At 68.7% G+C, this 20534-nt stretch carries 17 protein-coding genes; 13 read left to right on the forward strand and 4 right to left on the reverse strand.

Annotated elements, in window-relative coordinates:
- Positions 1 to 138 precede the first annotated feature (138 nt).
- The 5 genes from erpA to ACLQ2O_RS40565 all read left to right on the forward strand — a co-directional run bounded on the left by erpA (position 139) and on the right by ACLQ2O_RS40565 (position 4366).
- Positions 139 to 501, forward strand: a complete 363-nt coding sequence (gene erpA, locus ACLQ2O_RS40545) for an iron-sulfur cluster insertion protein ErpA (protein ID WP_184793950.1) — start codon at positions 139 to 141, stop codon at positions 499 to 501.
- Positions 502 to 731: 230 nt separating this feature from the next.
- On the forward strand, positions 732 to 1373 hold the full coding sequence (locus ACLQ2O_RS40550; RefSeq protein ID WP_425842957.1) for an ABC transporter permease: 642 nt from the start codon (positions 732 to 734) through the stop codon (positions 1371 to 1373).
- Complete coding sequence (locus ACLQ2O_RS40555) at positions 1366 to 2571, forward strand: ABC transporter ATP-binding protein (protein WP_425842959.1); 1206 nt, start codon at positions 1366 to 1368, stop codon at positions 2569 to 2571. Before ACLQ2O_RS40550 ends, ACLQ2O_RS40555 begins: the two co-directional genes overlap by 8 nt.
- Positions 2568 to 3389, forward strand: coding sequence for an ABC transporter permease (locus ACLQ2O_RS40560; protein ID WP_425842961.1), 822 nt, complete (start codon positions 2568 to 2570; stop codon positions 3387 to 3389). Before ACLQ2O_RS40555 ends, ACLQ2O_RS40560 begins: the two co-directional genes overlap by 4 nt.
- Positions 3386 to 4366, forward strand: coding sequence for a glycine betaine ABC transporter substrate-binding protein (locus ACLQ2O_RS40565; RefSeq protein WP_425842963.1), 981 nt, complete (start codon positions 3386 to 3388; stop codon positions 4364 to 4366). Before ACLQ2O_RS40560 ends, ACLQ2O_RS40565 begins: the two co-directional genes overlap by 4 nt.
- Before the next feature lie 40 nt (positions 4367 to 4406).
- On the opposite strand, the gene ACLQ2O_RS40570 is transcribed toward ACLQ2O_RS40565, so the two are convergent.
- Complete coding sequence (locus ACLQ2O_RS40570; RefSeq protein ID WP_425842965.1) at positions 4407 to 5915, reverse strand: DHA2 family efflux MFS transporter permease subunit; 1509 nt, start codon at positions 5913 to 5915, stop codon at positions 4407 to 4409.
- Positions 5916 to 6008: 93 nt separating this feature from the next.
- Between ACLQ2O_RS40570 and ACLQ2O_RS40575 the strand changes: the two genes are divergently transcribed.
- Entirely contained in the window at positions 6009 to 6719 is a 711-nt protein-coding gene (locus tag ACLQ2O_RS40575; protein ID WP_425842967.1) for a TetR/AcrR family transcriptional regulator, read from the forward strand.
- A gap of 548 nt (positions 6720 to 7267) precedes the next feature.
- Here ACLQ2O_RS40575 and ACLQ2O_RS40580 read toward each other — a convergent pair.
- Positions 7268 to 8032, reverse strand: coding sequence for an N-acetyltransferase (locus ACLQ2O_RS40580; protein ID WP_425842969.1), 765 nt, complete (start codon positions 8030 to 8032; stop codon positions 7268 to 7270).
- 946 nt (positions 8033 to 8978) lie between these two features.
- On the opposite strand from ACLQ2O_RS40580, the gene ACLQ2O_RS40585 reads away from it, so the two are divergent.
- A complete protein-coding gene (locus tag ACLQ2O_RS40585; protein ID WP_425842971.1) occupies positions 8979 to 10352 on the forward strand; it encodes an MFS transporter in 1374 nt (457 codons plus the stop codon).
- A gap of 60 nt (positions 10353 to 10412) precedes the next feature.
- On the opposite strand, the gene ACLQ2O_RS40590 is transcribed toward ACLQ2O_RS40585, so the two are convergent.
- Positions 10413 to 11669, reverse strand: a complete 1257-nt coding sequence (locus ACLQ2O_RS40590; RefSeq protein WP_425842973.1) for an aspartate aminotransferase family protein — start codon at positions 11667 to 11669, stop codon at positions 10413 to 10415.
- An 87-nt stretch (positions 11670 to 11756) separates the two neighbouring features.
- Here ACLQ2O_RS40590 and ACLQ2O_RS40595 point away from each other — a divergent pair, with 87 nt between their 5' ends.
- The gene (locus ACLQ2O_RS40595) at positions 11757 to 13217 is read left to right on the forward strand and encodes an NAD-dependent succinate-semialdehyde dehydrogenase (RefSeq protein ID WP_425842975.1); all 1461 of its coding nucleotides are present in this window, start codon (positions 11757 to 11759) and stop codon (positions 13215 to 13217) included.
- 1275 nt (positions 13218 to 14492) lie between these two features.
- Positions 14493 to 14627, forward strand: coding sequence for a hypothetical protein (locus tag ACLQ2O_RS40600; RefSeq protein WP_425842977.1), 135 nt, complete (start codon positions 14493 to 14495; stop codon positions 14625 to 14627).
- A 306-nt stretch (positions 14628 to 14933) separates the two neighbouring features.
- On the opposite strand, the gene ACLQ2O_RS40605 is transcribed toward ACLQ2O_RS40600, so the two are convergent.
- Entirely contained in the window at positions 14934 to 15788 is an 855-nt protein-coding gene (locus ACLQ2O_RS40605; RefSeq protein ID WP_425842979.1) for a sigma-70 family RNA polymerase sigma factor, read from the reverse strand.
- A gap of 56 nt (positions 15789 to 15844) precedes the next feature.
- Here ACLQ2O_RS40605 and ACLQ2O_RS40610 point away from each other — a divergent pair, with 56 nt between their 5' ends.
- From ACLQ2O_RS40610 to ACLQ2O_RS40625, 4 genes are all read left to right on the forward strand, one after another.
- Positions 15845 to 16282: a DoxX family protein gene (locus ACLQ2O_RS40610; protein WP_425842981.1), complete on the forward strand. Its 438-nt coding sequence runs from the start codon at positions 15845 to 15847 to the stop codon at positions 16280 to 16282.
- 142 nt (positions 16283 to 16424) lie between these two features.
- Positions 16425 to 16550 carry a hypothetical protein gene (locus tag ACLQ2O_RS40615; protein ID WP_425842983.1) on the forward strand — a complete coding sequence of 42 codons (126 nt, stop codon included), beginning with the start codon at positions 16425 to 16427 and terminating at the stop codon, positions 16548 to 16550.
- A complete protein-coding gene (locus ACLQ2O_RS40620; RefSeq protein WP_425842985.1) occupies positions 16547 to 18193 on the forward strand; it encodes an NAD(P)-binding protein in 1647 nt (548 codons plus the stop codon). Before ACLQ2O_RS40615 ends, ACLQ2O_RS40620 begins: the two co-directional genes overlap by 4 nt.
- A 1182-nt stretch (positions 18194 to 19375) precedes the next feature.
- A complete protein-coding gene (locus tag ACLQ2O_RS40625) occupies positions 19376 to 20347 on the forward strand; it encodes a TRM11 family SAM-dependent methyltransferase (protein ID WP_425842987.1) in 972 nt (323 codons plus the stop codon).
- Positions 20348 to 20534 lie beyond the last annotated feature (187 nt).

Raw genomic sequence — 20534 nt, forward strand, 5'->3', positions numbered from 1 at the left:
GTTGATCCTCGAAATTGGTGTGCGACCATGGGAATGAGCGCGGACCGGTAGGTGTTGGCCCGTGTTGACAGCGGATTTTCCGCGCGTGGCTGCCTGCCCATCAGCAGCCGGGCGCTCAAGAGATGACTGGAGTCAGGAATGACTGAAGCGCAGACCGAGCAGGCCACCGCCGCCGCGACGGGGATCCTGTTGACGGACGGGGCCGCCTCGAAGGTGAAGGCGCTGCTGGACCAGGAAGGTCGCGACGACCTCGCGCTGCGCGTCGCCGTGCAGCCGGGCGGTTGCTCCGGCCTGCGGTACCAGCTGTTCTTCGACGAGCGTCAGCTCGACGGGGACGTCGTCGCGGACTTCGACGGTGTGAGCGTCGTCACGGACCGGATGAGCGCGCCGTACCTCAAGGGCGCCTCGATCGACTTCGTGGACACGATCGAGAAGCAGGGCTTCACGATCGACAACCCGAACGCGACGGGCTCCTGCGCCTGCGGCGATTCGTTCAACTGAGCCTGATCCGAAGCCCCCGGCACCGACCACCCACGGTGCCGGGGGCTTCGGCGTTTCCGGGGCCTTTCGGGTCACCGCCGGCAGCGGCGGCGACACGCCGGGTGACCTGGAGGGTTTGTGCTGCCGGGCGACCGGGGACCAGTCGGCTGACTAGGGTGGTGTGAAGCTGGCACCCGGCGTACCGACCCCTTCGACGGGGGAGCGAAACCCGTGGGAGGGCGATCGAAACCGTGTGGGACTACATCACCGAACGGCAGTCGCAACTGCTCTACCAGGGCTACCAGCACCTGAGCCTGGTGATCCAGTGCGTGGTGCTCGCGACGGTGATCGCCGTCGTCCTGGCCGTGCTCGTCCACAGAAACCCGAAGATCGCGTCCGCCGCTGAAGGCATCAGCGCGGTCGGCCTGACCATCCCGTCGTTCGCGCTGCTCGGCCTGCTGATCCCGCTGGCCGGCATCGGTACGGCGACGTCGGTGATCGCCGTGACCTTCTACGCGACCCTCCCGATCCTGCGGAACGCGGTCGTCGGTCTGGCCGGCGTCGACGCGACGCTCGTCGAGTCCGCCCGCGGCATGGGCATGGGCCGGGTCCGCACGCTGGTCAGGATCGAGCTCCCGCTCGCGTGGCCGGTGATCCTGGCCGGTGTCCGGGTCTCGGCGCAGATGTCGATGGGCATCGCGGCGATCGCGGCGTACGTGCTCGGCCCTGGTCTGGGCAGCTTCATCTTCACCGGCCTCACCCAGATCGGTGGCGCCAACGCTCTCAACTCCGCCCTGGTCGGAACGCTGGGGGTGGTGGTTCTGGCGCTCGTGCTGGACGCGCTGCTGCTCGGCGTCGGCCGGCTGACGACCCCCAGGGGGATCCGTGTCTGATTCGCGTACGACGTCCGCCGAGCCCACGGCCGCCCACCCGGTCACGCCTGACGAGCACGAGGTCAGCGGCGTCGACATCGACCTGATCGACGTCGTCAAGCGCTACCCGGGCCAGCAGAAGCCGGCGGTCGAGGGCCTGTCGCTGCACGTCCCGGCCGGCGAGATCGTGATGTTCGTCGGCCCGTCGGGCTGCGGCAAGACCACGTCGCTGAAGATGATCAACCGGCTGATCGAGCCGACGTCCGGCAGCATCCGGATCGGCGGCGAGGACATCAGCGGCCGCGACGACGACGACCTGCGCCGGCACATCGGGTACGTGATCCAGGGCGGCAGCCTGTTCCCGCACATGACGGTTGCGCAGAACATCGCGATGGTGCCCGGCCTGCTCGGCTGGGACAAGAGCCGGATCACCGAACGCGTCGACGAGCTGCTCGAGCTGGTCGGCCTCGACTCCGACCGGTACCGCGGCCGGTACCCGCGCGAACTGTCCGGTGGCCAGCAGCAACGCGTCGGCGTCGCGCGCGGCCTGGCTGCGGACCCGCCGGTGATCCTGATGGACGAGCCGTTCGGCGCGGTCGACCCGATCACGCGGCAGCGGCTGCAGGACGAGCTGCTCAGCATCCAGGAGGAGCTGCGCAAGACGATCGTCTGTGTCACCCACGATTTCGACGAGGCGGTGAAGCTCGGCGACCGGATCCTGATCCTCACCGAGGGCGCCAACATCGCCCAGTACGACGTACCGGAAGCGATCCTGGCGAACCCCGCCGACCGGTTCGTCGCGGACTTCGTCGGCGCGGGCGCGGCGCTGAAGCAGCTGACGCTGAGCCGGGTCAGCGAGATCGACCTCGGCCAGCCGACCGTCGCGTCGGTGGGCGACGCGGCCGCCGACGTGCTCCGGTCCGCGCAGGCGGCCGGCGACGACTCGGTCGTCGTACTGGACGCGAAGCGGCGCCCGATCGACTGGATGTGGACCCGAGACCTGGCCGACATCGACCGCGTACCCGCACCGGCCGAGGGCATCGACCTGGTGACGATCGACCGCCGCGCGACGTTGAACGACGCGCTCGACACGATGCTGGTCTCCAGCCACGGCAGCGCTGTCGTCACGGGCCGCCGGGACGAGTACCTCGGCGTCGTCGACTTCCAGGCGGTGCTGGCCCGGATCCAATCCCCGGAGGCCGACGAGGTGGTCTCATGACCATCCTCGATCCCGGCACCTCCGCTGACGAACGCCGCAACCTCGCCGACGCCAAGGCGGCCGCCGCCGGGCTGGCGTCCGAACGCCGTCGCCGGCCGAGCTGGGGACTGTTGCTCGGGCAGCCTGTTTTCGTGGCCGTCGTCCTCGCCGCGTGGGTGATCTGGCGCTCGCAGGCCGAGCTCGACTCGATCGAGCAACGCCAGCTCGCCTGGAGCGTCGTCGGCACGCTCACCGTCCAGCACCTCAAACTCACGGTCGTTGCCACGATCATCGTTCTGCTGATCGCCGTCCCGCTCGGTATCGCGCTGACCCGCCCGCGGATGCGTCGTGCGGCGCCGATCGTCGTCGCGTTCGCCAACGCCGGCCAGGCCGCGCCGGTGATCGGCCTGATCGTGCTGCTCGCGATCTGGCTCGGCTTCGGTTTCTGGACCGCGATCCTCGCGCTGTGCCTGTACGCCGTACTGCCGGTCCTGCGCAACACGATCGTCGGCCTGCAAGGCGTCGACCGCAACCTGGTCGAGGCCGGCCGGGGGATGGGCATGTCCACCCGCGCGGTGCTCGGCCGGATCGAGCTCCCGCTCGCCGTACCGGTGATCATGGCCGGCATCCGGACCGCGCTGGTCCTCGTCGTCGGTACGGCGACGCTCGCGACGTTCATCGACGCCGGCGGCCTGGGCGGCCTGATCACGACCGGTATCCGCCTGCTGCGCTACCCGGTCCTGATCAGCGGCGCGCTGCTGGTCGGCGTACTGGCTCTGCTGATCGACTGGGCCGGCCGGATCCTGGAAGAGATCACCCGGCCGAGGGGGCTGCGATGAAGCGCGTCGTTGGGTTGCTGACGGCAACTGTTTTTGTTGCCTCCGGCCTGAGTGGCTGCGGTCTGGGCACCAGCGGCGGGTACGTCCCGACCGCGACGCTGGCCGGACCGCTTGCCTCGGCCAAGGATCTCAACGGGCTGGAGATCGGGATCGGGTCGAAGAACTTCCAGGAGCAGCTGATCCTCGGCAAGATCGCCGCGATCCTGATGCAGTCGGCCGGTGCCAAGGTCAAGGACCTGACCAACATGCCCGGCAGCGACACCTCGCGCCAGGCGATGCTGCAGGGTCAGATCCAGATGTCGTGGGAGTACACCGGCACCGCCTGGATCTCCTACCTCGGCCACGACACCGGCATCCCCGACAAGCAGAAGCAGTACGACGCCGTCGCTGCCGAGGACCTGCAGAAGTACGGTCTGGTCTGGCTCGAACCGGCCCCGATGAACAACAGCTACGCCTTCGGCGTGACCCGGAAGAACTCCGAGAAGCTCGGCCTGACCAAGCTGTCCCAGCTGAGCCAGATCCCGCTGAAGGAGCGCACGTTCTGCGTCGAGTCCGAGTTCGCGAACCGCAACGACGGCTTCGAGCCGATGCTCAAGCACTACGGCGTCCCGCTCGGCTCCGGCGTGAGTCGCAACAACGTGCGCACCCTCGACACCGGTGCCGTCTACGCCGCCACCGACAACGGCGACTGCCTGTTCGGCGAGATCTACACCACCGACGGCCGGATCAAGTCCCTCGACCTCGTCGTGCTCCAGGACGACAAGCACTACTTCCCGGCGTACAACGTCGCCCCGGTGATCGCGAAGAAGGTCCTCGACCAGTACCCCCAGCTCCGCGACCTGCTGGCCCCGGTCTCGGCCAAACTCACCGACCCGGTCCTGATCGAGCTCAACGCCCAGGTCGACGTCGACGGCCGCGAACCCGCCGACGTCGCCATGGACTGGCTGACCAAGGAAGGCTTCGTCAGCCGGGACTGAGCCTGCGGCCGGACCGGCCCCGCGCACCGCACCTCACCGATCAGTCGGCGGCGACCTCGGCGCGAGCGCGCCGGGGGAGCAGCCAGGTGATCGCCAGGGCGACGACGAACAGCCCGGTGGCGACGAGCGTGCTGGTCTTGGCGGCGCCGAGAAACCCGTCCGTCGGCAGCAGCTGGAAGAAGATCGTGCCGATCACCGCGACCCCGATCGCGCCACCGAACTGCTGCATAGCGGTCAGTACGCCGGACGCCGAGCCCGCCGCGCTGTCGTCGATCGACGCCAGGATGATGTCGAACAGCGGCGCGAACACCATGCCCGACCCGATCCCGACCAGCAGCAGCGGTGGCACCAGGTCCCAGATCGTCGTGGCGTCACCGTTGCGGACGAGCGTGATCCAGACCCACACCATCGCCAGCGTCATCACGCCGATCCCGAGCTGCAGCGCGACCCGGCCGAGCTTCGGCGCGAGCAGCCCGGCGGACAGCGGCGCGCCGATCGCGATCCCCAGCGAGAACGGCACCATCGCGAGGCCGGCCTTCAGCGGGCTGTAGTGCAGCCCGAGCTGGGTGAACAGGTTGAGCACGAGCGTGAACCCGGACATCGCCAGGAAGAACGTGCTGATCACCCCGAGCCCCGCGACGTACCCGCGACTGCGGAACAGCGACGGGTCAATCACCGGGTTGCCCGACCGGCGCTCACGCCGGCCGAACAGCGCGAACACGGGGATCGAGGCAACCATCATCGCGATCGTCCACAGCGGCCAGCCCAGCTCACGCCCCTGGACCAGCGGGTAGATCAGCAGCCCGGCGCCCAGGCTGACCAGGATCACCCCGGCCGGGTCGAGCCCGCGAGCGCCCGGCGTCTTGACCTCAGGCATCCAGCGCAACGCGCCGACGATCGCGGCGAGCCCGATCGGCACGTTGATCCAGAAGATCATCCGCCAGCCCGCGTCGAACCAGTTGGCGTCGATCAGTACGCCGGCCAGCACCGGCCCGGCGACCGCGGACAGCCCCATCACCGGCCCGAACAGCCCGAACGCCTTGCCGATCTCGTCCGGCGGGAAGACCGACTTCAGGATCGCGAAGCCCTGCGGAATCATCACGGCGCCGAGCAGCCCTTGAGCGACCCGGCTCCCGATCAGCAGCCCGGGGGAGGTGGCCAGCCCGCAGAGCGCCGAGGCAACGGTGAACCCGACCGCGCCGATCACGAACAACTTGCGCCGCCCGACCAGGTCCCCGAGCCGGCCGAAGCTGACCAGCCCGATCGCGAACGCGAGCGTGTACCCGGCCAGCATCCACTGCACCGCGGCGTTCGAGCCACCGAGCTCACGCTGGATCGACGGCGCGGCGATGTTCACGATCGTCGCGTCGACCAGATCCATGATCTCGGCGATCAGCACGGTCGCGAGCACGATCCAGCGCCACTTGTACGGCGTACCGGCGGGTGCTGTAGCGCTGGGTGTTGTTGGGTCGCCGGTGACCAGGCTTGCTGTGCCGGCTCCGGGGCCTGAGGCCGCGTCGCCGGGTGGCGTGGTGGGTGAGGTAGTCATCGAAGCTCCAAGTTCGAACGGTGTTCGCTTTCGAACACCGTTCTACTCACGAACAGCGTTCGTGTCAAGTACGGTGTTCGCTACAGTGGGCGCATGAACCAGTCGCCGTGGCAGCCGATCACTCCCGCCAAGCCGGCCCGCCCAGCCCGGGAGCGGCTCACCCGGGAGCGGATTGTCGACACCGCGCTGCACCTACTGGTCGAGCAGGGCTACGAGGCCGTGTCGATGCGAAAGGTCGCCCAGGCGCTCGACACCGGCCCGGCCTCCCTCTACGCGCACGTTGCCAACAAGAAGGAGCTCGACCAGCTGATGCTCGACCGCGCCGCCGCGGACATGAAGCTGCCCGACGCCGACCCGGAGCACTGGCAGGAGCAGCTCAAGGCGGCGATGGACGAGATCCTCCGGGTGATGCGCGCGTACCCCGGACTCGCTCGCGCGGCGATCGGTCAGGTGCCGATGGGGGAGTACGCCATGCTCAGCACCGAAAGAATGTTGACAATCCTCAAGGCCGGCCGCGTCCCCGACCAGGCGGCCGCGTGGGCGGTGGACCTGATCCCGCTGTTCATCACCGCAACAGCCTTCGAGGAAAGCGTGCAAGGCGCCGCCGACTTCGCCCCCGAAGACCTCGAGGGTTTCGTCGACCAGCTCCGCTCGTTCTTCAGCTCCCTGGACCCGGCCCGTTTCCCGCTGACCATCGCCCTCGCCGGCGCGATGACCACCGGCGCCAGCGGCGACGAACGCTTCGACTTCGGCGCCAAGGTCATCATCGCCGGCCTGGCCTCGATGGTCCCGCCAGAGGCATAAGCAACCAAACGCCCCAAGGCCCGGTGAGCGCTGCTCCCTGACCTGCGGCAGTACGCCGTCAACCGCCGAACGTGTTCGGCGGCAGCACCGCATTGCCCGCGGCCGCCTGCGCGCCGTACGACAGAACGACTCACGTCGGCCAGCGAGAGCGCGAACCTCAGCGAGTCCCTAGCCCTGGATCCGGTCCCAACCACCCCTGCCCTTGATCCGGCCCCGGCTCCGGCCCGGCCCTGGCTCCGGCGCGGCCCCGGCGCGGCTCCGGCCCTGGCCCTGGACTCGGCCCGGCTCCGGCCACGGCCCCCCGTGGCCCCGGCCCCGGCCCTGGCTCCTGGCTCCGGCTTGAACCCGGCCCAGGCTTGAACCCGGCCCAGGCTTGAACCCGGCCCAGGCTTGAACCCGGCCCCCGGCTCTGGACCCCGCGTCCGCCGGGACTCCGGCGCAAACCCCCTAGCCCCGGCCCCGGCCGAGCACGGGCTCTCGGCACCCCGGATCACGTCGGCCCGCACCCCACTTACCTGCGCTCAAGCAATCCGCGAGAAGCTCGATCGTCAGATCTCGTGCCGAACCCAGACGTTCGGCTCGACGTACACGGCCCATCCCGAATCGATGTCGCAGTGCACAGTCGTCAGCGCGCCCGGCACCTCAACAGCACCGCTGCGATCGAACGCGAGTCCGGTCCATCTCCGCCATTCATCAAGCGTTCCCGACACCAGCCACGACGTAGGCGCGATCCCAACGATCTGTCCGCCGGCTCTGACATGGGTCCTGAGCCACGGATCGCAAGGCAGCCCGTCCGGGCGAACCCGCCGCGCATACTCCACCATCGGCGTACGCGGCTCGAACTCCTTGAAAGTCGGCCGTACCGGCGCCAGCAGATTGCCCAAGCCCAAGCCAGCAACGGTTTCCCGCAGAGCGGTCAGCATCCGACTCGCCAAACCCTGCTCCTGGAAGCCCCGGGCCACACTGATGTTGAGCGCGCACGCAGTGTCCGGTACGACGCCATGGCGGGCATCGGCGAAGGCCCAAACGACGGCCTGTTCCCAACCGCCCGCAGGCAACGGCGCGCGATCCCGGCCGCCCAGCCTCAGCTGCACCGCATGTGCGTCCGCGACAACCGAGCCGTCCTCCGCGGTCGCGACCAGGCAGGTCGCCGGAAACGCTTCGAGGGTCTGCCAGAAGTAGGCCTCGGAGATCCGGTTGTGGCGCATGAAGTCGCCCCAGCCGCCGACGTCGATCGCGGCTCCCGCGAACTCCGGCCGTTGTGCGACGGTCGTGATCTCGACAGCGCGCCCCGACCCCAGGAGGTGTCTCATATCGATCATCTTCGCGACCGGAACGGCTGCTGGCTCCCGATTTACGTCCGCCGAGGTCGCCCGGCCTGGGCTGTCGGGCTGTCGGGCGCGAGCGCGGGTTGCGCGGGTGCTCCCGTACGACGCCGATGTCGCGCACCATCTCCATCGCCAGCGGGGCGGCCTCGATCACCCGCACAACAACCGAGCAGCCAGCATCAGCGCGTCGCCCGCCTGCTTCCGGCGCGAACCGACTCGTTCGGGCGGTTGTCCAGCGCGGGGACATCGGACCCGGCTCGGGGCGCGCCCCGGCCCCGGCCGAGGACCCAGCGCTGGACCCCGAGCCGGCTCCCGCCCCCCGCCTCCGGCCCCGACCCCCGGCCTCGAACCCGCTCCGGACCCGGCGTTGTTCTCGAACCGGCGCGGCCCTGGACCCGGCGTCGGACCCCGACCCCAGGCCTCAGATCCGGCTCTGGATCCGGCTCCGGATCGGCCCCGGCCAGCGACCCATACCCGACTCAATCCAGCCCCGCCCCGGGGCCGACCCAACACGAGCCCGACCCAACACGAGCCCGACCCGCCACGAGCCCGACCCGCCACGAGCCCAACACGAGCCTGACCCGCCAGGAGCCCAACACGAGCCTGACCCGCCAGGAGCCCGCCCCCGGGCTGACACCGCGAGGCCCGTGCGACTGGCATGGCATCACGGGATCGACCAGATATCGCGCCCGCCCTCAGTCATTCGAATACCCGCCCGTAGACCGCCTGCTCCCGCAAGAGTCCGACCAGCGGCGTTCCGGCGGCGGCGCGATGACAGGTAGCGGTCGAGTGCTTGCTGTTCACGATCGCACATGGCTAACCTTCGGATTGTCAACAAAACTACGAGCGAATCAGCAAGCGGTTACATTCGTGCCCAATTGGGCACGGAGCTTGACGCTGTTGCCGATTGACGAACCAAGGAGGCCCTCCCGTGGGTTCCGAGCATGTTCAGCCGACCGTAGAGACCGATCCACCGCCCGGTGTGCTGAAGCGGGCGATCGCCGCGTCCGCGATCGGCAACGCGACCGAATGGTTCGACTACGGCATCTACGCGTACGGCGTGACCTACATCTCCGCCGCGATCTTCCCCGGCGACACCGAGAGCGCGACGCTGCTCGCGTTGATGACGTTCGCGGTCTCGTTCCTGGTCCGGCCGCTCGGCGGCCTGGTCTGGGGGCCGCTCGGCGACCGCCTCGGCCGCAAGCACGTCCTGGCGATCACGATCCTGCTGATGTCCGGCGCGACCCTGTGCGTCGGCCTCGTACCGTCGTACGACTCGATCGGCCTGTGGGCGCCGATCCTGCTGGTGCTGCTGCGGATGATCCAGGGCTTCTCCACCGGCGGCGAGTACGGCGGCGCCGCGACCTTCATGGCCGAGTACGCGCCGAGCCGCAAGCGCGGGTTCCTCGGCAGCTTCCTGGAGTTCGGCACGCTGGCCGGGTTCTCGCTCGGTGCGCTGTTGATGCTCGGCTTCTCCCTGGTGCTCAGCGACGACGCGATGGGCTCGTGGGGCTGGCGGCTGCCGTTCTTCGTCGCCGCGCCGCTCGGCCTGGTCGGGATGTACCTGCGGTCCCGCCTCGAGGACACCCCGGTGTTCAAGGAGTTGGAGGCGGCCGGGGACAAGGAGGAGAACACCTCCACCCAGTTCAAGGACCTGCTGGCCGGCTACTGGAAGCCGATCCTGCAGCTCGGCGGCATGGTGGTCGCGCTGAACGTCGTCAACTACACGTTGCTGACCTACATGCCGACGTACCTGGAGAAGGAGATCCACCTCAACGCCGACCAGTCGCTGATCGTGCCGATCATCGGGCAGCTGGCCATGATGTGCTTCCTGCCGTTCGCGGGCCACTTCTCCGACCGCGTCGGGCGCAAACCGTTGTGGTGGGTGTCGCTGGCGGGGCTGTTCATAGCCGCGGTGCCGGCGTTCCTGCTGATGGGGACCAACATGGTCGGCGCGGTACTCGGCTTCGCCATCCTCGGGCTGCTCTACGTGCCGCAGCTGGCGACGATCTCGGCGACCTTCCCGGCGATGTTCCCGACCCACGTCCGGTACGCCGGTTTCGCGATCGCCTACAACGTGTCGACGTCCCTGTTCGGCGGTACGGCGCCCGCAGTCAACGACTGGCTCACCGAGAAGACCGGCGACAACCTCACGCCGGCGTACTACATGATGGCCGCCTGCGTGGTCGGCGCGATCGCTCTGGTCAAGGTCCCCGAAACCACCCGCTGCCCGCTGAACGGCACCGAAACTCCCGGCACCGAAGGTGCCCCGCCCCCGGTGGAACTGGAGCCCGCGAAGACCTGACCGAAGAGCTCGGGGTCGAAGCGCTCTGGCCGGGACGAACTGTCCCGGCCAGAGCGCTTGTCAGTTGTCGACAATCGCGTTCACCGTGTCGGACCAAACCCCCACGGCCTCGTCGATCTCATCGGCAGAAACAACCAGCGCCGGAATGAACCGAACGACCTGCCCCCAAGCCCCACAGGTCAGCAGCAGCAACCCTCGCCGGGCCGCCTCCTGCTGTACGGCGGTCGCGGTGACCGGGTCCGGCTTGTTGTCCGCGTCGCGGAACTCGTTGCCGATCATCAACCCCAGCCCACGCACATCGGTGATCTGCTCGTGCTTGTCGGCAACAGTCTGCAGCGACTGCTTCAGTTGCGCCCCACGCTCGGCCGAGTTCTCGACGAGCTTCTCGTCGCGGATCACGTCGAGTGTCGCCAGTGCCGCCGCGCACGCGACCGCGTTCGCGCCGTACGTGCCGCCCTGCGATCCCGGCCAGGCCTTCTCCATCAGCGCCGAGGATGCGGCGATTGCAGACAATGGGAATCCCGACGCCAGCCCCTTCGCCGTCACCAGTACGTCGGCGCGGGCACCGAAGTGGTCGCCACCCCAGAACTTCCCGGTCCGGCCGAACCCGGTCTGCACCTCGTCGATCACCAGCAGGATCCCGTGCGCGTCGGCGCGCTCCCGCAGCCCGGCCAGGAACCGTTCGTTGGCCGGCACGTAACCGCCTTCGCCGAGCACCGGTTCGACGAAGAACGCCGCGGTGTCGGCCGGCGTGCTGAGGGTCTGCAGCACGTAGTCGAGCTGGGCCAGCGCGAAGTCCGTCGCCTGCTCGACCGGCCACCCGAAGTGCCCGGGGTCAGGGAACGGCGACACATGGACGCCGCCCATCAGCGGGCTGAAGCCGGAACGGAACTTGGTCCCCGAGGTCGTCATCGAGGCCGCCGCGACGGTCCGGCCGTGGAACCCGCCGTGGAAGACGATCACGTTCGGCCGGCCGGTCGCCTGGCGGGTCAGCCGGAGCGCCGCCTCGATCGCCTCGCTGCCGGAGTTCGCGAAGAACATCCGGTCCAGCCCGGCCGGCAGCACCTCGCCGAGGCGGTCGACCAGGTCGAGCAGCGGGCGGTGCATGACCGTCGTGTACTGGGCGTGGATCAGCGTGCCGACCTGGCGCTGCGCCGCTTCGACGACGCGCGGGTGGCAGTGGCCGGTACTGGTCACCCCGATGCCGGCGGTGAAGTCGAGGTAGCGGCGGTCGTCCTCGTCGTACAGCAGGACGCCCTCGCCCCGGGCGGCCAGGACACCGGTCGCCTGCTTGAGGAGCTGCGAGAGCTCGGCCACGGGGGTTCCCCCTTGCTCGTAGACTGGTAGATTGTCGACAATCAGCGTATCTCAGCAGACTCTGATGGTGAAGGGGTCCGAATATCCGTGGAGCAGGAAGCGAAAGTGGTCGCCGCCGTCGAGAAGCGGCTGTACGTCGGAGGGCAGTGGGTCGAGGCCACCGGCGGCCAGACCTTCGACGTACTGGATCCGTCGACCGGCGAGACGCTGTGCGCGGTCGCCGACGCGGCTCCCGCCGACGGCCGGGCCGCGCTGGACGCGGCCGTCGCGGCGCAGAAATCCTTCGCCGCGACCTCACCGCGCGAGCGGGCCGACATGCTCACTGCGGCCTTCGAGCTGCTGCACGAGCGGATCGACGACCTCGCCCTGCTGATGACGCTCGAGATGGGCAAGCCGCTGGCCGAGGCGCGCGGCGAGATCACGTACGCCGCCGAGTTCTTCCGGCACTTCGCGGGGGAGGCCGTCCGAATCGACGGCGGATATCAGACCGCGCCGGCCGGGGGAGCGCGGTTCCTGGTTGCCAAGCAGCCGGTCGGCCCGTGCCTGCTGATCACGCCGTGGAACTTCCCGATGGCGATGGGCACCCGCAAGCTCGGCCCGGCGATCGCGGCCGGCTGCACCAGCGTGATCAAGCCCGCCCATCAGACCCCGCTCTCGATGCTCGCGCTGATGGACATCCTGGCTGAGGCCGGCGTACCGGCCGGTGCCGTCAACTGCGTGACCGCGATGGACGCCAACGGTGTGATGGAGCCGCTGATCTGCTCCGGCGACGCGCGCAAGCTGTCGTTCACCGGCTCGACCCGCGTCGGCCGGATCCTGCTGGAGCAGTGCGCCGAGAAGGTGCTGCGGACGTCGCTCGAGCTCGGCGGCAACGCGCCGTTCGTGGTGTTCGACGACGCCGACCTGGACGAGGCCGTCGACGGCGCGATCGCGGCCAAGATGCGCAACATGGGCGAGGCCTGTACGGCGGCCAACCGGATCTTCGTGCAATCGTCGACAATCGACGAGTTCGGCCGGCGGCTCGCCGCGCGGATGGATGCGCTGATTGTCGGCAAGGGAACCGGCGACGGCGTCCAGGTCGGCCCGCTGATTGACGCGGCCGCGTTGGACAAGGTGCGGACACTCGTCGCCGACGCGGTCGATCGCGGCGCGACCGTCCTGACCTCCGGGACTGTTGCTGAGGTCAACGGATACTTCTACCCGCCGACCGTGCTCACCGGCGTACCGCGGGACGCGTTGATGGCCGACCAGGAAATCTTCGGCCCGGTCGCGCCGCTGACCCCGTTCGACACCGAGGACGAGGTGGTCGCTGCGGCCAACGACACGGAGTACGGGCTGGTCGCGTACGTGTACACCAACGATCTACGGCGCGCTTTGCGCGTCGCCGAGGCGCTGGAGACCGGCATGGTCGGCCTCAACCAGGGCGTCGTCTCCAACCCGGCCGCGCCGTTCGGCGGCATCAAGCAGTCCGGCCTCGGCCGCGAGGGCGGGCCGAACGGGATCGACGAGTTCCTGGAGACCAAGTACATCGGAATCGCGCTCAAGTAGCCGGCGCCGGCCACTGCCATGTCGCGGTGCCCCGTGAGCGGTCGCTCAGCGGCGCCGCTCACGGGGAGTCGGCAGAGAGCGTTGCGGTACACCGCCACCGCCACCGCCACCACCGCCACCACCGCCACCGCCACCGCCGCCGCTGCCGCCGCTGCCGCCGAGAATGTTCCGAGTCGACGAGAAGCGGCGCCGCACCATTTACCAACTCGCCGAGCGGCGCCGTGCGTGGTCAGCAGCAGCCCTAACGGTAAGCCTGTAGGTCAGCGAGTGCGGTGGCGCTTCCCTGCTTGTCTGCCCGGTGCAGCACCGTCTTCCCTTTGGGCCGTGACGACGCCATCGCGCCGCAGTCGATCGAGCTGCTGGGATGCGCTCGACCGCCGACGCCGGCCTGCTCGGCAACCTCGTAGACCGGCGACGGCGGTCGCCAAATGCCCGGCCAGCGATCCGAGCCGGGTGAGCGCACTGTTGATCATGCTGTGAGCAAGGCCTGTCCGGCCACGCTGGACCTCTCCGATCTCCAACGAATACGCGTCGACACGGTCGGAAGCGAGTCAGCAGGTGAGTCGGGAATGGCTGCATCGGTTGCGACTACAGAGGAGATCAAATGCGATTGAGAAGAATCGGAAAACATGCGGCTGCAACGGTCTGACGATGATCGCCGCGGTGGTCCTTGTCCCGCTGGCGGCCTAGGCGCCAGCGCAGGCAGCGCCGAACGTCGCGGCCGGAACGACGGCATGGACACCGGAGATCTACCCGCTGTTCTCGGGTGGGTCGGTAGAGCGGAATGTGTCGAGTGCCAATCGGAACGACAGGCTGGTTGCGTGCTCCTGGGCCAGCGGAATCGCCTGCGTGTCGGTTGGCCAAGGCGATGGCAAGCACCGCATCTACCACCTGTTCAAGTGCGGTACGCGGTCGCTCTCGAACTTCATCGACGCGCTGGCTGTTCGCAACAACCAGACTGGCGGAGCCCAAGTTCGTTGCTGGGGCCCAAGGGCGGGATCAACCTCCCTCGAAAGAACACGATCTACTTGGTCGCGGACTCCTTGACGTACCACTTCAATCGCCTCGATATCTGCTGAAGGCCCATCGATCCAGGCGCATTGATCATGATGTCCGGGGCGGAAGCCTTTGCCGCGACGACCTCACTCCGAATTGATGTGGTGGTGCGGCTGTCGCAGTACTATCAGTTGGCAGAGTGGCAATAGAGAGTCGGCGCCGAATCTACTGGCGAGGTTCCCGAGGCAATTGCGCCGCTGAAAGGCCGATGGTGAATCGATGTTTCTCTGGCAAGGAAAGCCGATCACGGGGCACGCTCCGGAGCGTGATGACACCGACGACGTCGTGCGCCAGGTCCGCGACGAGATCCGCGCTCGCATCGGAAAGCTCGTCGGCGAACTGAACGCCGCCTGACACCGCGCCGGGCTGCGCCACCCCACAACGGGGGCGACACTGACGGCATGGCCACGTTGGCGAGCGACCTTCTCGGCCCGGTCGGACTGACGTTGGCCCAGGCGGTCGAGCGGCTGCCGTGAACGGGCGCTGACGGGCGGTTGCCCGCTACGAGTTGAAGCGGGACGGCTACCTTCACCGGACTTTGTCGCCGTCGGAGGTCTGGTTCTTCTGGTCCGCGGCGCGCACGGTCTCGGCGATTCTGATAGTGGACCCGGCTTGGGTCGGCGGGCGCAGAACGCGCGGTGGATGGACGCCATTTTCAGCTCAGTCCGACCGTCCCGGGATGTCCGTGGAGGCCAGCCGTTTCGCGTCGATCAGTGAGAGGATCTCGACGATCTGGCCGTCGACCACAGTGCATGCCATCACGCTCACCGGCTTGCCGTTCGTGGCGTACGCCACGATCCCCGGCTGTCCGTTGACGAGGACAGGGCGGGTGTTCGACGTGGCGCGAGCCCCCTCCTGAAACTTCGCGGCTACCTCGGCGGCCCCGCGCCTGACGACCACGCCACGTGCGGTGTGGGCGCGCCACGTGACATCCGGGTCGAGCAGCCGCAGCAGCCCTTCGAAGTCCCCACTCCTCGCCGCGGCCAGAAATGCCTCGACGACTGCCCGCTGCCGTGGCCGGTCGTCGGTCGGACGATGGGTGCCCTGTACCTTGCGACGGGCCCGGCTGGCGAGCATTTTGGTCGCGTCGGTGGATCTGCCGACGATCTCGGCGATCTCCTCGAACGGCACCGCGAACATGTCGTGCAGCACGAACGCCAGCCGCTCAGCAGGGCGCAGGCTGTCGAGTACCATGAGCAGTGCCAGCCCAACCGAATCGGCTAGCAGCGCCTCGTCCTCGGGTGTTGCGCCGTCGGCCTCGGCCACCACCAGCTCCGGCAGCCGATCCTCGTACGACGCCGCGGGCCTGGCCCGGCGCGAACGCAGCAGGTCGATGCACACCCGGCCTACCACCGTCGTCAGCCAGCCGGCGAGGTTTTCGATTCCGGACGCGTCCTGACGCGCGAGCCGCAGCCATGCTTCCTGCACCGCGTCCTCGGCGTCCGCCCGCGATCCGAGCATCCGGTACGCCACCGCCACCAGGCGGCCGCGCTGCTCCTCGAACGCCTCCGCCACGGAGTCCCCCGGACCAGATCCGGTCATGTCGTTACCTCCCTCGAGCGAGTTCCGTCATGAGTGATGACGGGCTTGGGGGGCCCGACGTAACCGACAAGGAGAAACTCATGAACACCGCTCTATGGATCGTTGCCGGCCTCCTGGCCGCATTCTTCCTTCTCGCTGGGGGCGGCAAGCTGGTCGCGAGCGACGAGAAGATGGCCGAGTCCCATGGCGCCATGGGATGGGTCAACGATGTCAGACCCGTCTTCGTCAGGACCCTCGGAGCCCTTGAGATCGTCGGCGCGATCGGCCTGATCCTGCCAGCTCTCCTCGACATCGCGCCGATTCTGGTGCCACTGGCTGCCCTTGGTCTGGCGACGATCATGGCGGGTGCTGTGACCCTACGCATCCGGCGCCGCGAGCCCAAGGCAATGTTGTTGGACCTGGCGTATCTCTTGCCGATCGTTTTCGTGGCCTGGGGGCGCCTGGGGCCGGAGTCCTTCCCCGGCTGACATGGCCCCGGCTCGACCGGGACGGCCCAGGATCCCTGAAATCCGCTCATCCGGGAAACCTGCGCCGTTACCTTCCTCGCGCGAGTCTCGTCGTGACTGGTGATGAACCGCAAGCCTCGTGATCACCCTGAAGGAGAAGCTCATGAACAACGCACTGTGTGTCGTTGCTGGTCTCTTGGCCATTGGCCCGGCGATGATCATGGCAGGTGCTGTGGCCTTGCCGGGCTTGATCTCCAGTGCGGTTGAGCTCCCAGGTTCCGCCGCATGACCTTCTCGCTACGCGTGGACACCGAACCCGATTGGCTGCACTCACCCACCGATCGAGCCAGCGCCACCCGCGGGATCCGGCCGGGGGAACCGAACTCCATCGAGGAGGCCGACCTCGTGGTGGTCGGCGCCGGCTTGAGCGGACTGGCAGCTGCCTACTTCGCCCAGCGCCGGTTCGGGTTCGGACTACGGATTGTTCTCATGGAGCAGTCCGCGCGCGTCGGTGGGATGGCCAAGCGGGTAGAGCTCTCGGTCGGCACCCAGCGCCTCACCACCAACGGGGGAGCCCGCGCTTTCTCCGGTACGCGGAGCTGGACATCCCCTCTCTGTCACGGCCTGCTGAACGAACTGGGACTGCTGGCGTCCGACCCCAACCCGGCCGCCCTCGACGGGCTGCACAAGATGGTTCACATGGGACGGGCCGGATCGTCCCCGGGCCGCGTCGTCGCTGCTGACGCGCTCTTTCAGTGCTGGACGCCTGACCAGGACCCCGCCGTACGACGAGCGATCGACGAACTGCCCGCTCCCCGTCGGGTTCGTGATGACCTGACACGCATCTGGTGTCCGGACAAGGCACCCGCGCCCGTGTCCAGCGACCAGTTACGCGCGATCAGCTATCGGTCTTTCCTCGCCGATCATCTCGGCGCCGGGCCCGAAGCCACGGACTTCCTTCGCCGGAGGACGATCGGCACCTTCGGCTCACCCGCGGAGCGCGTGCCCGCCTTCGATGCGCTCGCCGCCGGCATGCCCGGCGAAGCACATGCATCGTCCTTGGGGGTTCAGCGGTACTCGTGGATTGACGAACCAGCCCTGGAGTACTCCGACGGCCTGGCCGCTGTCGCGGAGTCGCTCCTGTCAAGGCTCCACGACCGCGCGGCGAGCGGAGGGGGACAGGTCGACGTCACGCTACGCCACCGGGTCTTCTCGATCACCCCCGGAGCCGACGGCGTGGCGGTGACGGCCCACGGGCCGACGGGGCCGAGCCACTTCCAGGCACCCCGGGTCGTGTTCGCAGGCTCGGCCCGTTCGATGGCCCGGGTGGTCGAGGGCCTTCCTGTCGACGTCCACGACGCGCTCGAGCGCGTGGTCAAACCTCCGATGTGTTACGTGAACGTGGCAGTCCGCTCCTGGGAGAGCATGGTGTCGTTGGGTGCCCGCGAGGTGTGGTCCCCCGACGAGTTCTTCTACGACGTGGCGCTTCGAGTGCCGGCGGGTGGCCCGCGAGGCGGGGCCGGGATACTCGAGCTGGTCCATCGACCGCTGGGCGATGATGCGGGGATCGACTTCCGGCACGAGGCACGACAAGCGAGCCAAGCCCTTCTGGACACGCGGGCGGAGTCGTTCCGGTCGGCGGTCGTCGACCAGCTGGACGCGCTCCTGGGGCCCTACGGGTTCGACGCCGAGCGTGACATTGCCGACGTCGTGGTGAACGCCTGGCCGCACACCTACTCGCCTCCCTGGAACAGCCTGGTCGATGATCGCGATGCCTTCGTGGCGGAGATGAAGAAGACGCGACGGCCCATCGAGGGCCTGGCAGTCGCGGGCGTCGACTCCCACAGGTTCGGCTGGGCTCAGGTGGCGATCGACGCCGGTGAGCGCGCTGTCAACGATCTGCCGGAACCCGGCCGGCAGGCAACGTGGTGAGCATCGACTGGCCGCGAAAGAGAGTTCAGTCGACCAGCCGCGGCGGGCGGTCTGCCGCGGCGGCCAGGTGCGGTCGTGGTCGCGCAACGGCCACGACTTCACCGCGAAAGTTCCCCGACGTCCATGCCGCGCCCGCCGCCCAGGTCGACGTCGCCCGTGTGCTCGATGGCGAGCTGGTGGTGTGAACCGGGAGCGTCTCGATTCGATGCGCTGCAGCAGGGCATGGCCAACACCGCCAACACCGTACGGCGCCTCGCGCCCGCTCAGCCGGCGTCGTTCGTTGCCTTCGACCTCCTCGCCGTCGACAGCATCGACGTACGCCCGATGCGCTGGATCGTCGCCGTACCCGGCTGGGAGCTCTCGGGGCGGGTTGCCCCCCGCTGCAGTTGTCTCCGGTGGCCGCCGATGTCGACGAGGCGACAGAGTGGCGCGAGGTGGTCAAGGTCAGCCGGGACAGCAGCTGCCGCCGGTACGGCTGCCTGGAGGTCTGGGTGGCGGTGGATGAAGCTTCGGCGCACTCGGGCTGTCCGTGCGATCGAGGACACCGTGGCCGGCGTTCCGGCGGTGGTCTGCGCGGCAATCGCGTTGTGGACCTGCAGACGTCGCCGTGCGATATCACGCCGATCTCGTACACCACCGACAACACTCGCGACGGCGCATCGCCAACAGCGACAGCGTGCTTCAGGAACTCCCGCACCGCGACCAGGACCGCGTTGATCCTGCCCGGCTGCCGCACCACGATCCCGGAGACCTGGCCGGCCGCTGGGCCGACGGCGGGGCCCTGGGCGTGGCGTAGCCACAGCATGAAGGCACCCAGCCGATCGACCGCATCCCACCAATCGCGACGGACCTGCCGCGACCACAACAAGTACAGGCACACCGCCGTCGCGTATGCCCTCGTCGTACTCTCCACGCACCCGCGACCGAACCGCAGATGTCGCAGAAAGTCGTCCGCCGACCGATGCACACGAAGATCCCGCTCCAGCACCGTCCAGTACCGCACATCCGTGTTACTGGCCGCTGGGCCGACGGCCGGGACCTGGCGGTCAACTGTCCCCCACACCGCCAGGGAGGGCTGCGAGACGGTCCGTGTGACTGGTCCGGCCCGGACACCTTCGCCGGGCGGCCGGCGCTGGTACGGTCGGTGGTTGCCGAGTCCGGCGCTCACCTCAGGAGTTCACCTTGCAGTTGGATCGGCCTGTCCAGGACCAGATCGTTCTCACCACGGTCGGCGGTGCCGAGGACCTGATCACCGGACTCGACATCACCCATCGCGCCGACGAGGCCATCACCTGCCGGATCGACGGTCCGCTGCGGCTCCTGTACGACACGCGGCTCTACCTGACGGCCGCCGTACCGCTGCCAGACGAAGCCGCCGTCCTCCGGTCGGCCGAGTCCGGCATATTGTCAGCAATCGACCAGCCGGTCCGGTTCCGGATCGCACCCGGTACGCCGGACGCGCGCGCCCTGTGGGATTTGCTTGTCGACAATCTCGGTTGGTCGGAGAACACGTCCGACTGGGCGGTCAACTTCGTCGCCGATCCGGCCGCCGGCGGTCGCTGGCTCGGCGAGATCGGGCCGCTGCACTGGTCGCGGAACTACCCGCAACTCGAACGCCTGCCCTGGTCGACGAAGCCGGTGGTCGCGGAGGTGATGGTCCGGCTGGCGAAGGTCGGGACCGAGCACCACGTGTTTGACCCGTTCTGCGGGACCGGGACGATCCTGCTCGCGGCGCACCCGTTCGCGTACGGCCGGCTGGTCGGCTCGGACCGCGACGAGAAGGCGATCGAGCTCGCCCGCGAGAACGTCGCTCGCGCGGGGATCACGGCGGAGCTGTCGGTCGGGCAGGCGGAGAAGTCGTCGCTTGCCTCCGGGAGCATCGACCGGGTGATCACGAACATGCCGTTCGGCAAGCTCGTCGGCAGCCACGGCGACAACGCGAAGCTCTACCCGGCGGTGCTGAAGGAGATCGCGCGGGTGCTGCGCCCCGACGGTCGCGCCGTCCTGCTGACCGAGGACAAGCGGCTGCTGAAGGACTCGGTCGCGCGGACGCCCGAGGTGAAGATTGTCCGCGAACGCCTGCTGAAGTACTCCGGAGCGACGCCGACGGTGTTCGTGCTCTCCGGCACGCGACGCCGGCAGAACAGGCGATAGTCGACCGACGAGCACGCGCCCGGCAGAGCAGGTGATAGTCGACCGACGAGCACGCGCCCGGCAGAGCAGGTGATAGTCGACCGACGAGCACGCGCCCGGCAGAGCAGGCGATAGTCGACCGACGAGCACGCGCCCGGCAGAGCAGGCGATAGTCGACCGACGAGCACGCGCCCGGCTGAGCAGGCGA

This window comes from Kribbella sp. DT2 (assembly GCF_049844575.1).
GTDB lineage: Bacteria > Actinomycetota > Actinomycetes > Propionibacteriales > Kribbellaceae > Kribbella.